The following is a 16,863-nucleotide window of genomic DNA, read 5'->3' on the forward strand; positions in this document are numbered from 1 at the left end:
CGATGGCCCGGATTACCCTGAGACAGCTTCTCGATCACGCCGCCGAGCACAGCTACGGCGTGCCGGCGTTCAACATCAACAACATGGAACAGGGCCTGGCGATCATGGAGGCCGCCGACGCGGTCAACGCGCCGGTCATCATCCAGGCGAGCCGGGGCGCGCGCTCCTACGCCAACGACATCGTGCTGAAGCACCTGATCGACGCCCTTGCGGAGATGTATCCGCATATCCCGATCTGCATGCACCAGGACCACGGAAACAACGAGGCCACCTGCGCCACGGCCATCCAGTTCGGCTTCACCTCGGTGATGATGGACGGCTCGCTCATGGCCGACGCCAAGACGCCCGCCGACTACGACTACAATGTCCGCGTGACCCGCAACGTGGTGGACATGGCCCACTGGGTCGGCGCCTCGGTGGAGGGCGAACTCGGCGTGCTCGGCAGCCTTGAGACCGGCATGGGCGAGAAGGAGGACGGCCACGGCTTCGAGGGCAAGCTCGGCCACGATCAGCTCCTGACCGATCCCGACCAGGCCGTGGAATTCGTGAAGGCCACCCAGGTCGACGCCCTGGCCATCGCCATGGGCACCAGCCACGGCGCCTACAAGTTCACGCGCAAGCCGGACGGCGACGTCCTGGCCATGAACGTGATCGAGGAGATCCACCGCCGCCTGCCCGACACCCACCTGGTGATGCACGGCTCCTCGTCGGTGCCGCAGGAACTGCAGGACATCATCAACAAGTACGGCGGCGAGATGCCCCAGACCTGGGGCGTGCCGGTGGAAGAGATCCAGCGCGGCATCAAGCACGGCGTGCGCAAGATCAACATCGACACCGACAACCGCATGGCCATGACCGGCGCCATCCGGAAGGTGTTCGCCGAGAACCCCTCGGAGTTCGACCCGCGCAAGTATCTGAAGCCCGCCATGGAGGCGATGCGCGCCGTGGTGCGCCAGCGCTTCGAGGAGTTCGGCACGGCCGGCTGGGCCGACAAGATCAAGCCGCTGCCGATGTCGGCCATGGCCAAGCGCTACGCCTCGGGCGAACTCGATCCCAAGATCGGGGTCACCCGCCAGGCCGCCGAATAGGCGGAGCGCCCGTCAGAACGAAGAGCGCCGGCCAGGCTGTCCTGGCTGGCGCTTTTCTATTTTCGGTCCCTCGGTGGAGCGGCGGGCCTCAGCCCTCGCCCTCCATCTCGCCCATGGCCGACTGCATATAGTTCTGCTCGCCGAGCGACTTCAGCAGGTTCAGCTGGGTCTCGAGGAAGTCGATGTGCTCCTCGGTGTCCGACAGGATCTCGCGCAGCAGTTCGCGGGACACGAAGTCGGCCGAGGATTCGCAGAGCTTGATCCCCTCGATCAGCGTCTGGCGGCCGCCCAGCTCGACATCGAGATCGGCCGACATGCACTCGCCGACCGTCTCGCCCACCTTGAGCTTGTGCAGGTCCTGCAGGTTCGGCAGGCCGTCGAGGAAGAGGATGCGCTTGATGAGCATGTCGGCATGCTTCATCTCGCCGATCGACTCTTCATAGACGATCTTGCCAAGGCGCTTCAGGCCCCAGTTTTCGAACATGCGCGCATGCAGGAAATACTGGTTCACCGCCGTAAGCTCGTTGGTGAGGACGGCGTTGAGAAGCCGAATGATCGCCTTGTCGCCCTGCATGGCGCACCCCTGATCTTTGCACGGAATAGGATTCGACCGGCAAACTCGTTCGCGAGGACCGAGTTGTCAAAGCCTATGTTTGCAACTGATTTGCGGTGTTGTTCTCGCTCTGTGGCGAGACCTTGGCGGCGGCCTATTCGGCCGCGTAACGCAGCGCTTCCCGCTGTTCCTGCAGGATTTCGCGCATCTCGCACACGCAGCGGGCGCACTGAGGCGCCGCATCGCAGGCCTTGAAGATCTCCGCCGGCCGGGAGGCCCCCGCTGCGATGGCGGCGCGAACCTCGCGTTCCCGGATGCCGTTACAGTTGCAGACGTACACGAGACGACCGACTCCCCAAGACACGCCGACAGGTTTACCAGATGCGAACGTCGTTGCAACTCATTTGCAGAGCGACGCGCCGTCGCAGCCCGGGGAAGCGCGACCGTATGTCGCGGGACCCTTCGGGCGGGGCAGGACGTTAGGTCGCCGACGGGTCGCCGGACGCAGTTCCGGCCGGGGAAATGAGGGACGGAATGGATTTCGACGCCCTGCTGCTGTCACGCATCCAGTTCGCGTTCACCATCGCGTTCCACATCATCTTTCCCAGCTTCACGATCGGCTTGGCGAGCTACCTGGCCGTACTCGAGGGCCTGTGGCTGGTGACCAAGAACGAGGCCTTCAAGTCCCTCTATCTCTTCTGGGTGAAGGTCTTCGCCATCTCCTTCGGCATGGGCGTGGTGAGCGGCGTGGTGATGAGCTACCAGCTCGGCACCAACTGGGCGGTCTTCTCGGCCGTCGCCGCCCCGGTGATCGGCCCCCTCTTCGCCTTCGAGGTGCTGGCCGCCTTCTTCCTGGAGGCGTCCTTCCTGGGGGTCATGCTGTTCGGCTGGAAAAAGGTGGGGCCGCGGCTGCACTTCCTGGCCACCGTGCTCGTCGCCCTCGGCACGCTGATGTCGGCCTTCTGGATCATCTCGGCCAACAGCTGGATGCAGTCGCCGGCCGGCTTCGAAGGTACGGTGGAGACCGGCCTGCGGGCCGTCTCCTGGCTGCAGGTGATCTTCTCGCCGACCTTCCCCGAACGCCTGGTCCACATGGTGCTGGCGGCCTATCTGACCACCGCCCTCGTCGTGGCGGGGGCTTCGGCCTACCGCCTGCTGCGCGATCCGGGCGAAGGCGAATCCGCCCTGGCCCTGAGGATGGCCGTGGGCATGCTGGCCATCGTCGCCCCCATGCAACTGCTGGTCGGCGACCTGTCGGGCAAGGACGTGGAGCGGCACCAGCCCGCCAAGCTCGCCGCCATCGAAGGCTTCTGGGAGACCCGCTCCGAGCAGGCCTTCCACATCGTCGCCTGGCCCGACCGTGACATCCAGGGCAACCACTGGGAGCTTTCCATCCCCAAGCTCGGCAGCTGGATCACCGGCGGCGCCACGGACGCCGAGATTCAGGGCCTGCGGGACTTCCCGCGCGAGGACCAGCCGCCGGTGCTGCCGGTCTTCTGGGCGTTCCGCGTCATGGTCGGCCTGGGCGTGGCCATGATCGGCCTCGGCTTCTGGGGCGCCTGGCTGTGCTGGCGCGGCAAGATCATCCACGCCGCCGCCTTCCTGCGATCCTGCGTGCTGATGTCGCCCATGGGCTTCGTGGCCGTCATCGCCGGCTGGATGGTCGCCGAGATCGGCCGCCAGCCCTACGTCATCTACGGCGTCCTGCGCACGGAGGACGCCGTCTCCCCCATCGGGGCCGGCGAGGTTTCCACCTCGCTGCTCGCCTTCCTGGTGGTCTACGCCGTCGTCTTCAGCGTCGGCGCCCTCTACATCCTGCGGCTGCTGGCGCAAGGGCCGGTCACCGGCGTCCACGAAGAGCCGCCGACGCCGCATCGGCCGCCCGGCTGGGCCCTGGCCGCCGCGCCGGAAGATCCCGGCGAGCCGGGCCACAAGGCCAGCGACAAGGCCGACCCGAATGGGGAGGATCGTCCATGACCCTCGACCTGCCGCTCATCTGGGCCGGCATCATCGCCCTGTCCGTCCTGCTCTATGTCATGCTCGACGGGTTCGATCTGGGCCTGGGCATACTGTTCCCCTTCGCGCGCTCGCCGCGCGACCGGGACGTCATGATGAACACGGTGGCCCCCTTCTGGGACGGCAACGAGACCTGGCTGGTCCTCGGCGGCGGCGGCCTCTTCGCCGCCTTCCCCGTGGCCTATGCGGTGCTCATGCCGGCCCTGTACGCGCCGGTCCTGCTGATGCTGATGGCGTTGATCCTGCGGGGCGTGGCCTTCGAGTTCCGGCCCCGCGGCGGCGAACGCGGCAAGGCCTTCTGGACCGCCGCCTTCGCCGCGGGCTCCACCGCGGCGGCCTTCGCCCAGGGGCTCGTCCTGGGCGGCTTCATCCAGGGCGTCTCGCTGGACGGAGAGGCCTTCGGCGGCGGCCCCCTCGACTGGCTCACCCCCTACACCCTGCTGGTGGCGGTGGGCCTCGTGGCGGGCTACGCCCTGCTGGGCGCCACCTGGCTCATCTGGCGCACCGAGGACGAGCTGCACGGCGACGCACGCCGCTGGGCTTGGCGCTCGGCGATCGCCACGGCGGTCCTGCTGGGCGCCGTCAGCCTGGCCACCCTGTTCGTCCACCCGCAGGTGGCGGCGCGCTGGGGGTTCGCCATCGGGGACTACGACTTCGACCGGCTGGGCCTGCTTTCGCCCATCCCCCTGCTGGGCCTGGCGGGCCTGCTGCTGATCGTGCGGGGCCTGAAGCGCCACAGCCACCTGCAGCCCTTCCTCGGCTCGCTGATCGTCTTCCTGTCGGGCTATATCGGCCTGGCCGTCGGCTTCTTCCCCGACATCGTCCCCTACGACCTGACCTATCGGGAGGCGGCCTCGGAGGACAATGCGCTGGCCCTGATGCTGGTGGGAGTCGCCATCCTGCTGCCGATGATCATCGCCTATACGATCTGGGTCTACTGGGTCTTCCGCGGCAAGGTCGGGGCCGATGCCGGATATCATTGAGGGTCCGCCGGAGGACGAGGCTGCGCCGGCGCCGCTTTGGCGACGCCTCGCCTGGTTCGCCGGCCTGGCCCTGGCCGGTCTCGGCGCCACCGCGGCCGTGGCCTACGCCCTGCGCGCCCTGCTCGGTCTCGAATGAGCCCCTCCCCATGGCCGACCATCGCCGCTAGAAGCCCGCCATGACCGCGCCCGACTGCCGCCTCTATCTGATCACGCCCCCCGTCATCTCCGATCTGGCGGCCTTCGGCCGCGACCTCGCCCATGCGCTGGACGCCGGCGACGTCGCCGCCCTGCAGATCCGCCTGAAGGACGCCCCCGATGAGATCGTCGCCGCCGCCGTCGACGCGCTCGCCCCGATCGCCCAGAGCCGCGGCGTCGCGGTGATCCTGAACGACCGGCCCGACCTCGCCGCCCGCCTCGGCTGCGACGGCGTCCATATCGGCCAGGACGACATGCCCTATGACGAGGCCCGCCGGATCATGGGCCGCGACGCCATGATCGGGGTGACCTGCCACGACAGCCGCCACCTGGCCATGGAGGCGGCCGAGGCCGGCGCCGACTACGTCGCCTTCGGCGCCTTCTTTCCCACCGCCACCAAGGCGGCCAAGACCCGGGCCGAGCCGGAGATCCTCACCATCTGGCAGGAGACGATGGAGGTCCCCTGCGTCGCCATCGGCGGGATCACGGCCGACAACGCCGAGGACCTGGCCGCCGCCGGCGCCGACTTCCTGGCCGTCTCCGGCGGGGTCTGGAACCATCCGGAAGGCCCGGCCCGGGCGGTCGCGGCCCTCGATGCGGCCATCGCGCGCGGGCTAGAGCGACGGGCGCGCCTTGCCACCGGCGGGTCGCCCGACTAGGTTCCGCCGCCGATTTCCCGCCCGAGACGACGCCAGGCCCGACCTGCCGGCGGACCAAGCGCGCACTGGATAAGACCGTGGCCACCCAAACCGCACTCCTGAAAGTCATGTCCGATGCGGCCCGCAAGGCTGCGCGCGGGCTCAACCGCGACTTCGGCGAACTGACCGAACTGCAGGTCTCCAAGAAGAGCGCCGCCGATTTCGTTTCGGCCGCCGACATCAAGGCCGAGCAGACCCTCTTCGAGGCGCTCACCGCCGCACGCCCCGGCTACGGCTTCCTCGGCGAGGAACGCGGCATGGTGGAGGGGACCGACAAGACCCACACCTGGATCGTCGACCCGCTCGACGGCACCACCAACTTCCTGCACGCCATCCCGCACTTCGCCATCAACATCGCCCTTCAGCGCGAGGGGGCGATCGTCGCGGCGGTGACCTACAATCCGGTGACCAACGAGCTGTTCTGGGCCGAGAAGGGCAAGGGCTGCTTCCTCAACGACCACCGCCTGCGGGTGGCGGCGCGCAAGCGCTTCGACGAGGCGGTCTTCGCCACCGGCATCCCCTTCCTGGGCCACGGCCAGCACGCCAAGTTCCTGAAGGAGCTGCACCAGATCAGCCAGCGCGTGGCCGGCGTCCGCCGCTTCGGCTCGGCCGCGCTGGACATGGCCTATGTCGCCGCGGGCCGCTTCGACGGCTATTGGGAGCGCGACCTCAGCGCCTGGGACCTGGCGGCCGGGATCCTGCTGATCACCGAGGCCGGCGGCAAGGTGACCGACGCCGACGGCGGCGAGGACGTGCTCGCCGCCCGCTCGGTCTGCGCGGCCAATCTCGAACTGCATCCGCAGCTCCTGGAGCGCCTGCGCGCGGCGGCCTGAGACCCCGGCCGGGAAGCTTGACGGAAACGTCACAGGCCCAGGCTAGACCGCGGGCATGACACGCCTGACCCGCCGCGGCTTCGCCGCCGTCTCCCTGGCCGCTCTCGCCGCGCCGGCCTTCGCGGCGCCGGCGAAACGCCCCATCGTCATCGCTCACCGCGGATCCAGCGGGGAGCGGCCGGAGCATACGCCCATGGCCTATCGCCGTGCGGTCGAGCAGGGCGCCGACTACATCGAGCCCGACCTGGTCATGACCAGGGACGGCGTGCTGGTCGCGCGTCACGAGAACGAGATCTCCGAGACCACCGACATCGCCAGCCGTCCGGAATTCGCCGGCCGCCGGACGAAGAAGACGATCGACGGGGCCACGATCGAAGGCTGGTTCACCGAGGACTTCACCCTCGCCGAGCTGAAGACCCTGCGTGCGGTCGAACGCCTGCCGAAGCTGCGGCCGCAGAGCGCCGCCTTCAGCGGCCAGGAGACGATCCCGACCTTCCAGGAGGTGGTCGACCTGGCCCGCGCCGAAAGCGTCCGGACCGGCCGGACGATCGGCGTCTATCCCGAGATGAAGCATCCGACCTATTTCGGGAAGATCGGCCTGCCGATGGTCGAGACCCTGGTCGGCGCGTTGAAGGACAACGGCCTGGACGCCCGCGACGCGCCGGTCTTCGTCCAGTGCTTCGAACCCGGGCCGCTGCGCGCCTTCCGCGGCCTGTCGAAGACCCCGACGGTCATGCTGGCCGGCGCCGGGCCCCTGCCCGAGAACCTGCTGGCCGAACTGGCCGAGTTCTCCGACGGCTTCGGGCCGGAGCTTCGCATGGTGCTCGACATGAGCACGCCCGACCTGGCGCCCACGCCCCTGATCGCGCAGGCGCAGGCCGCGGGCATGCAGGTCCATCCCTGGACGGTGCGCGCGGAGAACGTCTTCCTGCCGCCGGTCCTGCAGAAGGGCCAGGACCCCGCCGCCCACGGCGACGCCGCGGCCATCCTGCGCGCCCTCTACGCCGCCGGCGTCGACGGCGTCTTCACCGACTTCCCGGACCTGGCGGCCCGGGTGCGGGCGGAGGTGTTCGACGGCTGAGGCCTCAGGCCGCCTCGCCGAACTGCAGGGCCGCCAGGCGCGCATAGAGCCCGCCGCGCGCGGAGAGCTCGGCGTGCGTCCCCTCCTCGACCACCCGGCCTTCGTCCATGACCACGATCCGGTCGGCCTTGAGCACGGTGGCCAGACGGTGGGCGATGACGAGGGTGGTGCGGCCGCTCATGGCCTCGTCCAGCGCCTGCTGGACCAGGCGTTCGTTCTCGGCGTCCAGCGCGCTCGTCGCCTCGTCGAGCAGCAGGACAGGCGCTTCGCGGACCAGGGCGCGGGCGATCGCCAGCCTCTGGCGCTGGCCGCCCGAGAGGCTGCGGGCGCGGTCGCCGAGCGGCGTATCGAACCCCTGGGGCAGTGCGGCCACGAAGCTCTCGGCCTGGGCCGCCCGGGCGGCGGCGGCGATCTCCTGCGGCGAGGCGTCCGGGCGGGCGAAGGCGATGTTCTCCGCGGCCGAGCCGGAGAAGAGCGGCGAGTCCTGGGCCACCAGAGCCGTGCGGGCGCGAACCTCGCGAGGATCGGCCTGGCGCAGGTCGACGCCGTCCAGACGGATCACGCCGGTCTGCGGATCGTAGAAGCGGAGCAGGAGGCGGAAGACCGTGCTCTTCCCCGATCCCGAAGGCCCGACCAGGGCCACCCGCTCGCCCGGCCGGACGCTCAGGGAGAAGCCCCGGAGCGCGGGAAGCTCCGGCCGGCCCGGATAGGCGAAGGTGACGTCCTCGAAGCCGATCTCGCCCCGCGCCGGGACCGGCAGGGCGGTCGGCCGAGCCGGCGCGGCGATGGTCGGCCGGGCGTCGAGCAGCTCGGCGATGCGGTCCATGGCGCCGGCCGCCTTCTGCACCTCGCCCCAGGTCTCGCCGAGCGCGCCCACCGAGCCGGCGGCCATCACCGCCAGAAAGGCGAACTGGAAGAGCGCGCCCCAGCTCATCTCGCCGCGCAGGCCGGCATGCACGCCCAGCCAGAAGACCGCCACCACGCCGCCGAAGACGAGACCGATGACCAGCGCCGTCATCACCGCCCGCGCCCGCATGCGGCGCAGGGAGGTCGAGAAGGCCGCCTCGACCGCGCCGGAGAAGCGCCGCGACGCTCCGGCCTCGCCTCCGAAGGCCTGGACGGTCTCGAGCGCCTCCAGGGTCTCGCCCGCCTGGCCGACGGCGCCGGCGAACTGGTCCTGGGTGGAGACGGTCAGCCGGCGCACGCGGCGTCCGAAGAGGAAGAGCGGCGCAAGGATCACCGGGAAGATCAGCAGCACCAGGCCGGTCAGGCGGGGGCTGACCCAGACCAGGAGGGCCACGGCGCCGATCAGCGTCAGCAGGTTCCGCAAGGCCGAGGAGACCGAGGCGCCCAGCAGGTTCTCGACGATCTGGATGTCGGTGGTCAGGCGCGAGAGCACCTCGCCCGTCCGCAGGCGCAGGAAGAATCCCGGGTCGAGCGTCAGGATGTGGCCATAGACCGCCTGACGCAGGTCGGCGACGATCCGCTCGGCGAGCTTGGTGACGAAGAAGTACCGCAGCGCCGAGGAGGCCGCGAGCGCCAGCGCCACGCCCCCGATCAGCAGAAACCAGAGATCGACCCGTTCGGCCGCGACGCCGGGCCGGGTGAGGCCGTCCACCAGCAGGCGCACTGCGCCCGAAAGGCCCAGCGTGGCCGCCGTCGCCGTCAGCAGGAAGACGAGCGCGCCCAGGGCGTCGGCGCCATGGCGGCGGGCATAGGGGAGGAGGCGGCGCAGGGCGCCGACATTGCGGCTGCGCGGCCGCCGCGCGGCCGCCTCGTCCAGGCTCTGGGCCAGTTCCGCCCCGGCGCCGGGCCGTCCCTCGGCCGGAGCCTCGGACGGGTCGGGCTGGGGGGTGATGTCACTCATGGAATCCGTGCGCCCTTGCTTCAGGGCCGCCGTTTCTGTATACGCGCGGCTCGTTTGCGCGCCGGCCCTTAAGCCCGGCTGCGCATGACCTGCTGCTCTTACGTCGGTTGTCCTCGCGATGAAACAAGACACCCACCCGGACTATCACTTCATCACGGTGGTGATGACGGATGGCACGACCTACCAGACCCGTTCGACCTACGGGAAGGAAGGCGCGACCCTGAACCTGGACATCGATCCGAAGACGCACCCGGCCTGGACCGGCGGCTCGCAGACCCTGCTGGACCGCGGCGGCCGCGTGTCGCGCTTCAACGCCAAGTTCGGCGCCTTCACCCGCAAGTAAGCCGTTCCCGGCCGCTCCGGCGGCCGGACACGCACCGCGGACACGAAAAACGCCGGAGGCCTGCGCCTCCGGCGTTTTTCCGTGCCTGAAACCGCCCCTGCTCAGGCGGCGCCGAAGGCGCTCTTGAGACGGTCGAACTGGCTCAGCACCGGATTGGGGCCGGCGACCTCGCCCGCATCCACATACATGCGGCGGTCCAGGTGGCGGACGCGCTCGAACAGCCGCTCGGAGCGTTCCACCAGTTCGACCAGGCCCGCCGGCAGCAGCTCTAGCGCCTCGGCCGGTCCCCGCGGCGCGTCAGCGGCGAGACGGTAGCGGTCCTCGCAGGCGGCCTCAGGGGCCATGTCCCCTTCCTTGACGGCCCGCTGCACCAGCAGCCAGGACGCCACCTGCATCAGGCGGGTCGTGAGGCGCATGCTCTCGGCGGCGTAGGCCAGGGCGGCGCTGCGGTCCAGGCGCTTGGATTCCTGCCGGCCCGCCCCGTCCAGATAGGCGGCGGTGATCTCGACCAGCTCCATGCCTTCCAGGAAGGTGCGCTCGAACAGTTCGGAGCGGGCGAAGTCCTGGACGACATCGGCGCGCCAGGGCGTCTCCTGCGCGTTGAGTTCGTTCATAATCATCATCAAGCCCCTGACTGCCGCACTGCCGGACGAGCCATCGTCCGTGGTCCTGCGGTGTGCAACCCCCGTGCCATCCCCCACCCTGCGCCATGGCGTCACGCCCCGGAATGGGCGCAGGGCCGGCGGGCCGGCGACTACTCGCTACTCGTCCTGAAAAGAGCGTCGGCCGCCGCGCGTCCCGCCCGCTTCTTGTCGATCTGGGCCCGCGTGCGGGCGACCTCCGCCTCCAGAAGGGCCACCCGCGCCTCGAGTTCCTCCACGCCGTAGAGTTCGAGATCCTCGCGCGCGGCCTCGGCCAACCGCTGGCCCCGGCCCATGCGCGCCTCGGCAGGTTCGTCCATCGCCTGGGCCGCCTCCCCTTTGCCTCCGGTCCCCCCGAGGGTCTATCCAAGCCCCAACGCCGATCAGAGCGCAAGCACGAGGAGGCCACACCCATGGGTCAAACGACCATCCCCGACCAGATGACCGCCGTCGCCGTCAAGGATGGCAAAGGTCCCGCCGAGGCGCTGCACGTGGTCGAGACGCCCACGCCGGCCCCGGGGCCCGGCCAGATCCTGGTCCGCGTCGAGGCCGCCGGGGTGAACCGCCCCGACATCCTGCAGCGCCTGGGCTACTACCCGCCGCCCGCCGGGTCTCCGGACACGCTCGGCCTGGAGATCGCCGGCGAGGTGGTCGCAGCCGCCGGCCGCTGGCAGGTCGGCGACAGGGTCTGCGCCCTGCTGGGCGGCGGCGGCTATGCGCAGTACGCCGTCTGCGACGCCCGCCACGCCCTGCCCATTCCTCAAGGCTTGAGCGCCGTCGAGGCGGCCGGCCTGCCGGAGACCGTGTTCACCGTCTACGCCAACGTCTTCGAGCATGGCGGACTGAAGGCGGGCGAGACGCTCATGGTCCACGGCGCCACCTCCGGCATCGGGACCACGGCGATCCAGATGGCCAAGGCCGCCGGCGCCAAGGTGATCGCCACCGCCCGGGGTGCGACCAAGGCCCGCCAGGCCAAGGACCTCGGCGCCGACGTGGCGATCGACGCCACGGCCGAGGACTTCGCCGAGGTCGCCCGCGCCGAAGGCGGGGTCGATGTGATCCTCGACATGGTCGGCGGCGACTATTTCGCCAAGAACGTCGCGGCCCTGAACACCGGCGGGCGCATCGTCTTCATCGCCTCCCTCGGCGGCGGAAAGGCCGAGCTGAACATCGGTCAGCTGATGCAGAAGCGGGCGGTCGTCACCGGATCGACCCTGCGTCCGCGCGACGCCGACGAGAAGGCGCGCCTGGCCGCGGCGGTGGAAGCGACGGTCTGGCCCTGGATCGCGGCCGGCAAGGTGCGCCCGCAGATCGACAAGACCTTTCCGCTGAGCCAGGCCGACCTGGCCCACGCCCATCTGGAAGCCGGCGGTCACGTGGGCAAGGTGGTGCTGACGCTCTGACGCGGCGGACGCTGTACCGCGCACAAGAACGGCCCGCCGGGCCGTGCTGCGCCGCTGCATCGGGCGCGGCGCGGCCGCAGCGTGGCGGCGCTGTGGCGAGGCGACTGATCGGGCCGCCGCAACCCGTTGGCGCACATCGGATAATTTGTGTCAGACTTGTAAGATCATAAGCGTTGACGCTGCGATAGCGCTCCCGCACGCTTGCGCCTGATCGCGCGGTCGGACGCTCCCCTGCGGGGCCGCCCCACCGGACGCGATGCAAGAACGACCGGGCCGAAAGACGCCCGGCAGGAGGAATGCGCTGTGACCTGCCCGTCCCCTCAGACGGTCCCCGTCGGCTGAGCCAGATGCCGCCGGTCGAAACCGCCCATCCTTCCGAATTCCGCGGCCTTCGTCGCCGCCGCTCCGGCGCACCCGTATTTCAGCGCCGCCCCATGCCCTGCCCACATATTTCAGCCTTTGCCGCCCGGAGATTTTGATGACGGCGACACCCTCGGAAATCCCCCCGCTGCCGGTGCACACCAAGCTGCTCTACTCGCTGGGCTCGGTGGCCAATGCGGTGAAGCAGCGGGGCCTGGCGACCTTCCTGATGGTCTTCTACAATCAGGTGGTGGGCCTGCCGCCGGCGACGGTGGCCGGCGTCCTGATGATGGCCCTGGTTTTCGACGCCTTCGTCGATCCTCTGGTGGGCCAGATCTCCGACAATTTCCGATCCAAGCTCGGCCGGCGTCACCCGTTCATGTATGCGGCCGCCCTTCCGGTCTCGGTCGCCTACTTCCTCCTCTGGAATCCGCCGGGGGGATGGAGCGACCAGGCCATCGTCGGCTGGCTGGTGGTCTGCCTGCTGACCGTGCGCCTGTTCGACACCTTCTTCGAACTGCCCTCCAGCGCGCTCGCGCCGGAGCTGACGCGGAACTATGATGAGCGCACCAGCCTGACCTCCATGCGCGCCTTCTTCACCGTCATCGGCGGCCTGGGCATGACGGTGGCGGCCTACCAGTACTTCCTGGCCGAGAACCCCGACGGCTCCGGCGGGATCCTCGCCCGCGAAGGCTATTTCGCCTATTCCGTGGTCGCCTCCCTGCTGATCTTCGTGGTCATCCTGGTGTCCACGGCCGGCACCCAGAGCCGCATTCCCTATCTGCGCGCCGCGCCCACGCGGAAGATCACCTTCAAGGCCATGGCCCGGGAGGTGGCGCACACGCTGAACAACCGCGCCTTCGTCATCGCCACCCTGACCGGCATGTTCATCGCCGTGGCGGCCGGGTCGAAGAACGGCCTGGAGATCTATTTCGCCCTCTATTTCTGGGAGCTGACCCAGAGCCAGCTCGCCCTCCTCGCCACGGTGGGCGTGGCCGGCAGCCTGGGGGGCGTGGCGGTGGCTCCGCACGTGGCCCGGGCGCTCGGCAAGAAGCACGGCGCGATCCTGATGTTCTCCAGCGCCCTGGCCGTCGGCATCGCGCCGATCACCCTGCGCCTGGTGGGCCTGATGCCGGCCAACGGCACGGACCTGCTGTTCGCCATCCTGATCGGCGAGACCTTCCTGAACTCCGGCATGGCCGTGGCGACGGGGGTGATGCTCTTCGCCATGGTCGCAGACGTGGTCGAGGACGCCGAGGTCAAGACCGGCCGCCGGTCCGAAGGGCTTCTGCTGTCGGCCGACAACCTCTTCAAGAAGGTGGTCTCGGGCCTCGGCGTGCTGATCGCCGGCGCCGTGCTCACCTGGGTCAGCTTCCCCGAAGGCGCCCGCCGCGGCGAGGTCTCTCCGGAGATCCTGCAGAACATGGGCCTGATCTACCTGCCCGTGGTCACCTTCCTCTACGGCATGGGCATCGTCTGCCTCTCGCTCTTCAACATCGACAAGGCCAAGCACGAGGAGAACCTCCGCAAGCTGGACGAGGCGGGCGCAAGGGCCGAGGAGGCCGGCCTGGCCGAGGAAGCCGGTTACGGAACCCTCTCCGGCGGCGCGCCGCCTGCGACGTCCAAGGCTTGAGGGGCTTCACATGACCGCGACCGCGACCTCCGCGCCGGTGGCTGACGCCCCGCGCCTGAACTGGCCGACCAAGATCCTCTACGGCGCCGGCGGCGCCGCCAGCGCCATCAAGCAGCGCGGCCTGTCGACCTTCCTGCTGATCTTCTACAATCAGGTGATCGGCCTGCCGCCGCAGATGGTGTCCACCGCCCTGATGGTGGCGCTCATCTTCGACGCCTTCGTCGACCCGATGGTCGGCCAGATCTCGGACAACTTCCGCTCCAAGCTCGGCCGGCGCCATCCCTTCATGTACGCCGCGGCCCTGCCGGTGGCGGTGGCCTTCTTCCTGATCTGGAATCCGCCGCAGGGCTGGGAGCAGGCGCAGATCTTCGCCTTCATGCTCGCCTGCCTGCTGACGATCCGGCTGTTCGACACCTTCTTCGAGCTGCCGTCCAGCGCGCTCGCCCCGGAACTCGCCAAGAACTACGACGAGCGCACGAGCCTGATCTCCCTGCGCTATTTCTTCAGCGTCGTCGGCGGGCTGGGCATGACCCTGCTGGCCTATCAGGTCTTCCTGAAGGAGAACCCCGACGGCACGGGCGGCGTCCTGGCCCGCGACGGCTACTTCAGCTACGCCCTGTTCGCCGCGGGGATGATCTTCCTCATCATCCTGGCCTCGACGGCGGGCACCCACCGCCAGATCCCCTATCTGCGCCAGCCGCCCGCCCGGAAGGTCACGCTGAAGGGCATGGCGCGCGAGGTCGCCCACACCCTGAACAACCGCTCTTTCGTCGTCCTGACCATCTCGGGGATGTTCATGTCCCTGTCGCTGGGCGTGAAGGGCGGGCTGGAGCTCTACTTCTTCATCTACTTCTGGGAGCTCAACCAGGCGCAGCTCTCGCTGCTGACCGTCGCCGGCGTGATCGCCAGCATGGTGGGCGTGACGCTCGCGCCCAAGGTGGCCGCGGCCATGGGCAAGCGGAACGGGGCGATCACCATGTTCGCCGGCGCCGTTCTGGCCCTGCTGGGGCCCATCGCCCTTCGCCTGGTCGGGCTGATGCCGCCCAATGGCAGCGACATCCTCTTCTACATCCTCTTCGTCGACGTGCTGGCCAACGGGGCCATGGCGATGATGACCGGCGTCATGCTGGCCTCCATGATCGCCGACGTGGTCGAGGACGCCGAGGTGAAGACCGGGCGCCGCTCGGAGGGCCTGCTCTTCTCGGCCGACAACCTCTTCAAGAAGATGGTCTCAGGGCTCGGCGTCTTCGTCTCCGGCGTGGTGCTGGCCACCGTCTCCTTCCCGCAGAACGCCCAGCGCGGCGGGGTCGACGAGGAGGTGCTGCGCAACATGGCGCTGATCTATCTGCCCACCCTGCTGATCTTCTACGCCATCGCCATCGGCTGCCTGTTCCTCTTCCGCATCGACCGGGCGACGCACGAGGAGAACCTGCGCAAGCTGGAGGAGGCGGCGCTGAAGGCCCGGACCACCGGGGCGGAGGCCGAAACCGGGACGCCCGCCGCCGTGGGCCCCGCCGGGCCGGAGTCGCCGCCGGTTCCGCGCGGCTGATCCCTTGAGGCGCAAGGGATTGCGCGAACCTCTTTGGCCTTGTCGCAGAGCTTGGCCGCAACTTAGATGCGCGGCGGCGCCGGGAAACCGGGGCCGCCGTGTTTCGTATGCGCCGCGTTCCGGCGCCGCCATGTCCAGGATGACGCCGTGACCGACGCCCCCGTCCGCCCCGCCGCCAAGCGGCTCAGCCTGCCGACCAAGCTCTTCTACGGCTTCGGCACCGTGGCCTTCGGGGTGAAGGACCAGGGTTTCTCCTACCTGCTGCTGATCTTCTACAATCAGGTCATCGGCATGCCGGCCCAGATGGTCGGGCTGGTGATCATGATCGCCATGATCTTCGACGCCATCTCCGATCCCGTGATCGGCCAGATGTCGGACAACTGGCGCAGCCGCTGGGGCCGGCGACACCCGTTCATGTACGCCGCCGCCCTGCCCGTGGCGATCACCTACGGCCTGCTCTGGAACCCGCCGGAGATGTCGCAGACGGCGCTGTTCTTCTACCTGCTCGTCGTGGCGGTGATGATCCGCACCTTCATCACCCTCTACGAGATCCCCTCCACCGCCCTGGCCGCCGAACTGACCACCGACTACGACGAGCGCACCAAGGTCCTGAGCTACCGCTACTTCTTCGCCTGGTGGGGCGGGCTGGCCATGACCCTGGCGGCCTTCCAGGTCTTTCTGCGCCCCGACGCCGAGCATCCGGTGGGCCAGCTCAACCCGGCGGGCTACGTCAACTATGGCCTCTGCGCGGCCGCGGTCATGCTGTTCGCCATCCTGGTCTCGGCCATCGGCACGCACCGGCACATCCCCGACCTGGTGACGCCGCCGCAGCGGAAGCTCACCTTCGGCCAGACGATGAAGGAGATGGCCGGGACGCTGGCCAACAAGCCGTTCCTGGTGCTGATCTGCGCGGGCCTGTTCAACGCCATGGCCGGCGGCCTGGTGCTGTCGCTCAACCTCTACTTCAACACCTATTTCTGGGAGCTGACGGCGCGGGAGATCTCGATCTTCGCCATCGGCAACTTCATCTCCGCGGCCATCGCGTTCGGCCTGGCCGCGCCCCTGTCGCTGAAGATGGGCAAGAAGGGCGCGGCGCAGGTGACCAAGGTGCTGTCCTTCGTGATCGGGGCGACGCCCATCACCCTGCGCCTCCTGGGCGTCTTCCCGGAGAACGGCGACCCGATCATCGTGCCGATCCTGTTCGTGCAGACGACACTCTCGACCGGGCTTTCGATCACCGCCTCGATCCTCATCTCCTCGATGATCGCCGACGTGGTGGAGAATTCCGAACTGAAGACCGGCCGCCGGTCCGAGGGCCTGTTCTTCGCCGCCGCCAGCTTCGTGAACAAGGCGGTCTCGGGCATCGGCATCTTCGCCTCCAGCCTGATCCTGCTGCTGATCGCCTTCCCGCAGGGGGCGCAGCCGGGCCAGGTGCCCGACGAGGTGATCCGCGACCTCGGCCTGCTCTACGTTCCGATCCTGGGCGCGCTCTATGCGGCGGCCATCGCCTTCGTCGCCTTCTACGGCATCACCCGCGAAGGCCACCGGGAGTCGGTCGCCCGCCTGGCCGCCGAAGCGGGCGCCGACGGCATCGAGGAGCCGGGTCCGCGCGGCGGCTGA

General features: G+C 69.3%; 17 protein-coding genes. 12 read left to right on the plus strand and 5 right to left on the minus strand.

Features of this window, described 5'->3' with window-relative positions; all coding sequences use genetic code 11:
* Nucleotides 1–2 precede the first annotated feature (2 nt).
* Nucleotides 3–1,088, plus strand: coding sequence for a class II fructose-bisphosphate aldolase (gene fba / locus H2041_RS05895; protein ID WP_293410521.1), 1,086 nt, complete (start codon nucleotides 3–5; stop codon nucleotides 1,086–1,088).
* Between the two features lie 88 nt (nucleotides 1,089–1,176).
* On the opposite strand, the gene bfr is transcribed toward fba, so the two are convergent.
* Complete coding sequence (gene bfr / locus H2041_RS05900; RefSeq protein WP_293410524.1) at nucleotides 1,177–1,662, minus strand: bacterioferritin; 486 nt, start codon at nucleotides 1,660–1,662, stop codon at nucleotides 1,177–1,179.
* A 133-nt stretch (nucleotides 1,663–1,795) separates the two neighbouring features.
* Nucleotides 1,796–1,981: a (2Fe-2S)-binding protein gene (locus H2041_RS05905; RefSeq protein ID WP_293410526.1), complete on the minus strand. Its 186-nt coding sequence runs from the start codon at nucleotides 1,979–1,981 to the stop codon at nucleotides 1,796–1,798.
* A 194-nt stretch (nucleotides 1,982–2,175) separates the two neighbouring features.
* Between H2041_RS05905 and H2041_RS05910 the strand changes: the two genes are divergently transcribed.
* The 6 genes from H2041_RS05910 (at nucleotide 2,176) to H2041_RS05935 (ending at nucleotide 7,447) form a co-directional block, all read left to right on the plus strand.
* Nucleotides 2,176–3,618, plus strand: a complete 1,443-nt coding sequence (locus H2041_RS05910; RefSeq protein ID WP_293410528.1) for a cytochrome ubiquinol oxidase subunit I — start codon at nucleotides 2,176–2,178, stop codon at nucleotides 3,616–3,618.
* The gene (gene cydB / locus H2041_RS05915; RefSeq protein ID WP_293410529.1) at nucleotides 3,615–4,640 is read left to right on the plus strand and encodes a cytochrome d ubiquinol oxidase subunit II; all 1,026 of its coding nucleotides are present in this window, start codon (nucleotides 3,615–3,617) and stop codon (nucleotides 4,638–4,640) included. The genes H2041_RS05910 and cydB overlap by 4 nt, the downstream gene beginning before the upstream one ends.
* Nucleotides 4,624–4,776: a hypothetical protein gene (locus tag H2041_RS05920; protein ID WP_293410530.1), complete on the plus strand. Its 153-nt coding sequence runs from the start codon at nucleotides 4,624–4,626 to the stop codon at nucleotides 4,774–4,776. Before cydB ends, H2041_RS05920 begins: the two co-directional genes overlap by 17 nt.
* A 40-nt stretch (nucleotides 4,777–4,816) precedes the next feature.
* Nucleotides 4,817–5,494 carry a thiamine phosphate synthase gene (gene thiE, locus H2041_RS05925; protein WP_293410532.1) on the plus strand — a complete coding sequence of 226 codons (678 nt, stop codon included), beginning with the start codon at nucleotides 4,817–4,819 and terminating at the stop codon, nucleotides 5,492–5,494.
* 77 nt (nucleotides 5,495–5,571) lie between these two features.
* Nucleotides 5,572–6,366, plus strand: a complete 795-nt coding sequence (locus H2041_RS05930) for an inositol monophosphatase family protein (protein ID WP_293410534.1) — start codon at nucleotides 5,572–5,574, stop codon at nucleotides 6,364–6,366.
* 55 nt (nucleotides 6,367–6,421) lie between these two features.
* Nucleotides 6,422–7,447, plus strand: a complete 1,026-nt coding sequence (locus H2041_RS05935; RefSeq protein ID WP_293410537.1) for a glycerophosphodiester phosphodiesterase family protein — start codon at nucleotides 6,422–6,424, stop codon at nucleotides 7,445–7,447.
* Nucleotides 7,448–7,451: 4 nt separating this feature from the next.
* On the opposite strand, the gene H2041_RS05940 is transcribed toward H2041_RS05935, so the two are convergent.
* Nucleotides 7,452–9,314: an ABC transporter transmembrane domain-containing protein gene (locus tag H2041_RS05940; RefSeq protein ID WP_293410540.1), complete on the minus strand. Its 1,863-nt coding sequence runs from the start codon at nucleotides 9,312–9,314 to the stop codon at nucleotides 7,452–7,454.
* A gap of 118 nt (nucleotides 9,315–9,432) precedes the next feature.
* On the opposite strand from H2041_RS05940, the gene rpmE reads away from it, so the two are divergent.
* Nucleotides 9,433–9,657 carry a 50S ribosomal protein L31 gene (rpmE, locus tag H2041_RS05945; protein ID WP_293410543.1) on the plus strand — a complete coding sequence of 75 codons (225 nt, stop codon included), beginning with the start codon at nucleotides 9,433–9,435 and terminating at the stop codon, nucleotides 9,655–9,657.
* A gap of 101 nt (nucleotides 9,658–9,758) precedes the next feature.
* On the opposite strand, the gene H2041_RS05950 is transcribed toward rpmE, so the two are convergent.
* Entirely contained in the window at nucleotides 9,759–10,271 is a 513-nt protein-coding gene (locus tag H2041_RS05950) for a DUF1465 family protein (RefSeq protein ID WP_293410545.1), read from the minus strand.
* Between the two features lie 140 nt (nucleotides 10,272–10,411).
* A complete protein-coding gene (locus tag H2041_RS05955; protein ID WP_293410547.1) occupies nucleotides 10,412–10,618 on the minus strand; it encodes a DUF1192 domain-containing protein in 207 nt (68 codons plus the stop codon).
* A 93-nt stretch (nucleotides 10,619–10,711) separates the two neighbouring features.
* On the opposite strand from H2041_RS05955, the gene H2041_RS05960 reads away from it, so the two are divergent.
* The 4 genes from H2041_RS05960 (at nucleotide 10,712) to H2041_RS05975 (ending at nucleotide 16,863) form a co-directional block, all read left to right on the plus strand.
* On the plus strand, nucleotides 10,712–11,701 hold the full coding sequence (locus H2041_RS05960) for an NAD(P)H-quinone oxidoreductase (protein ID WP_293410549.1): 990 nt from the start codon (nucleotides 10,712–10,714) through the stop codon (nucleotides 11,699–11,701).
* A gap of 478 nt (nucleotides 11,702–12,179) precedes the next feature.
* Nucleotides 12,180–13,694, plus strand: coding sequence for an MFS transporter (locus tag H2041_RS05965; protein WP_293410552.1), 1,515 nt, complete (start codon nucleotides 12,180–12,182; stop codon nucleotides 13,692–13,694).
* A gap of 10 nt (nucleotides 13,695–13,704) precedes the next feature.
* Entirely contained in the window at nucleotides 13,705–15,243 is a 1,539-nt protein-coding gene (locus H2041_RS05970) for an MFS transporter (RefSeq protein WP_293410554.1), read from the plus strand.
* A gap of 147 nt (nucleotides 15,244–15,390) precedes the next feature.
* Entirely contained in the window at nucleotides 15,391–16,863 is a 1,473-nt protein-coding gene (locus H2041_RS05975; RefSeq protein WP_293410557.1) for an MFS transporter, read from the plus strand.

The sequence above is a fragment of the Phenylobacterium sp. genome, assembly GCF_013911965.1.
Classification (GTDB): domain Bacteria; phylum Pseudomonadota; class Alphaproteobacteria; order Caulobacterales; family Caulobacteraceae; genus Phenylobacterium.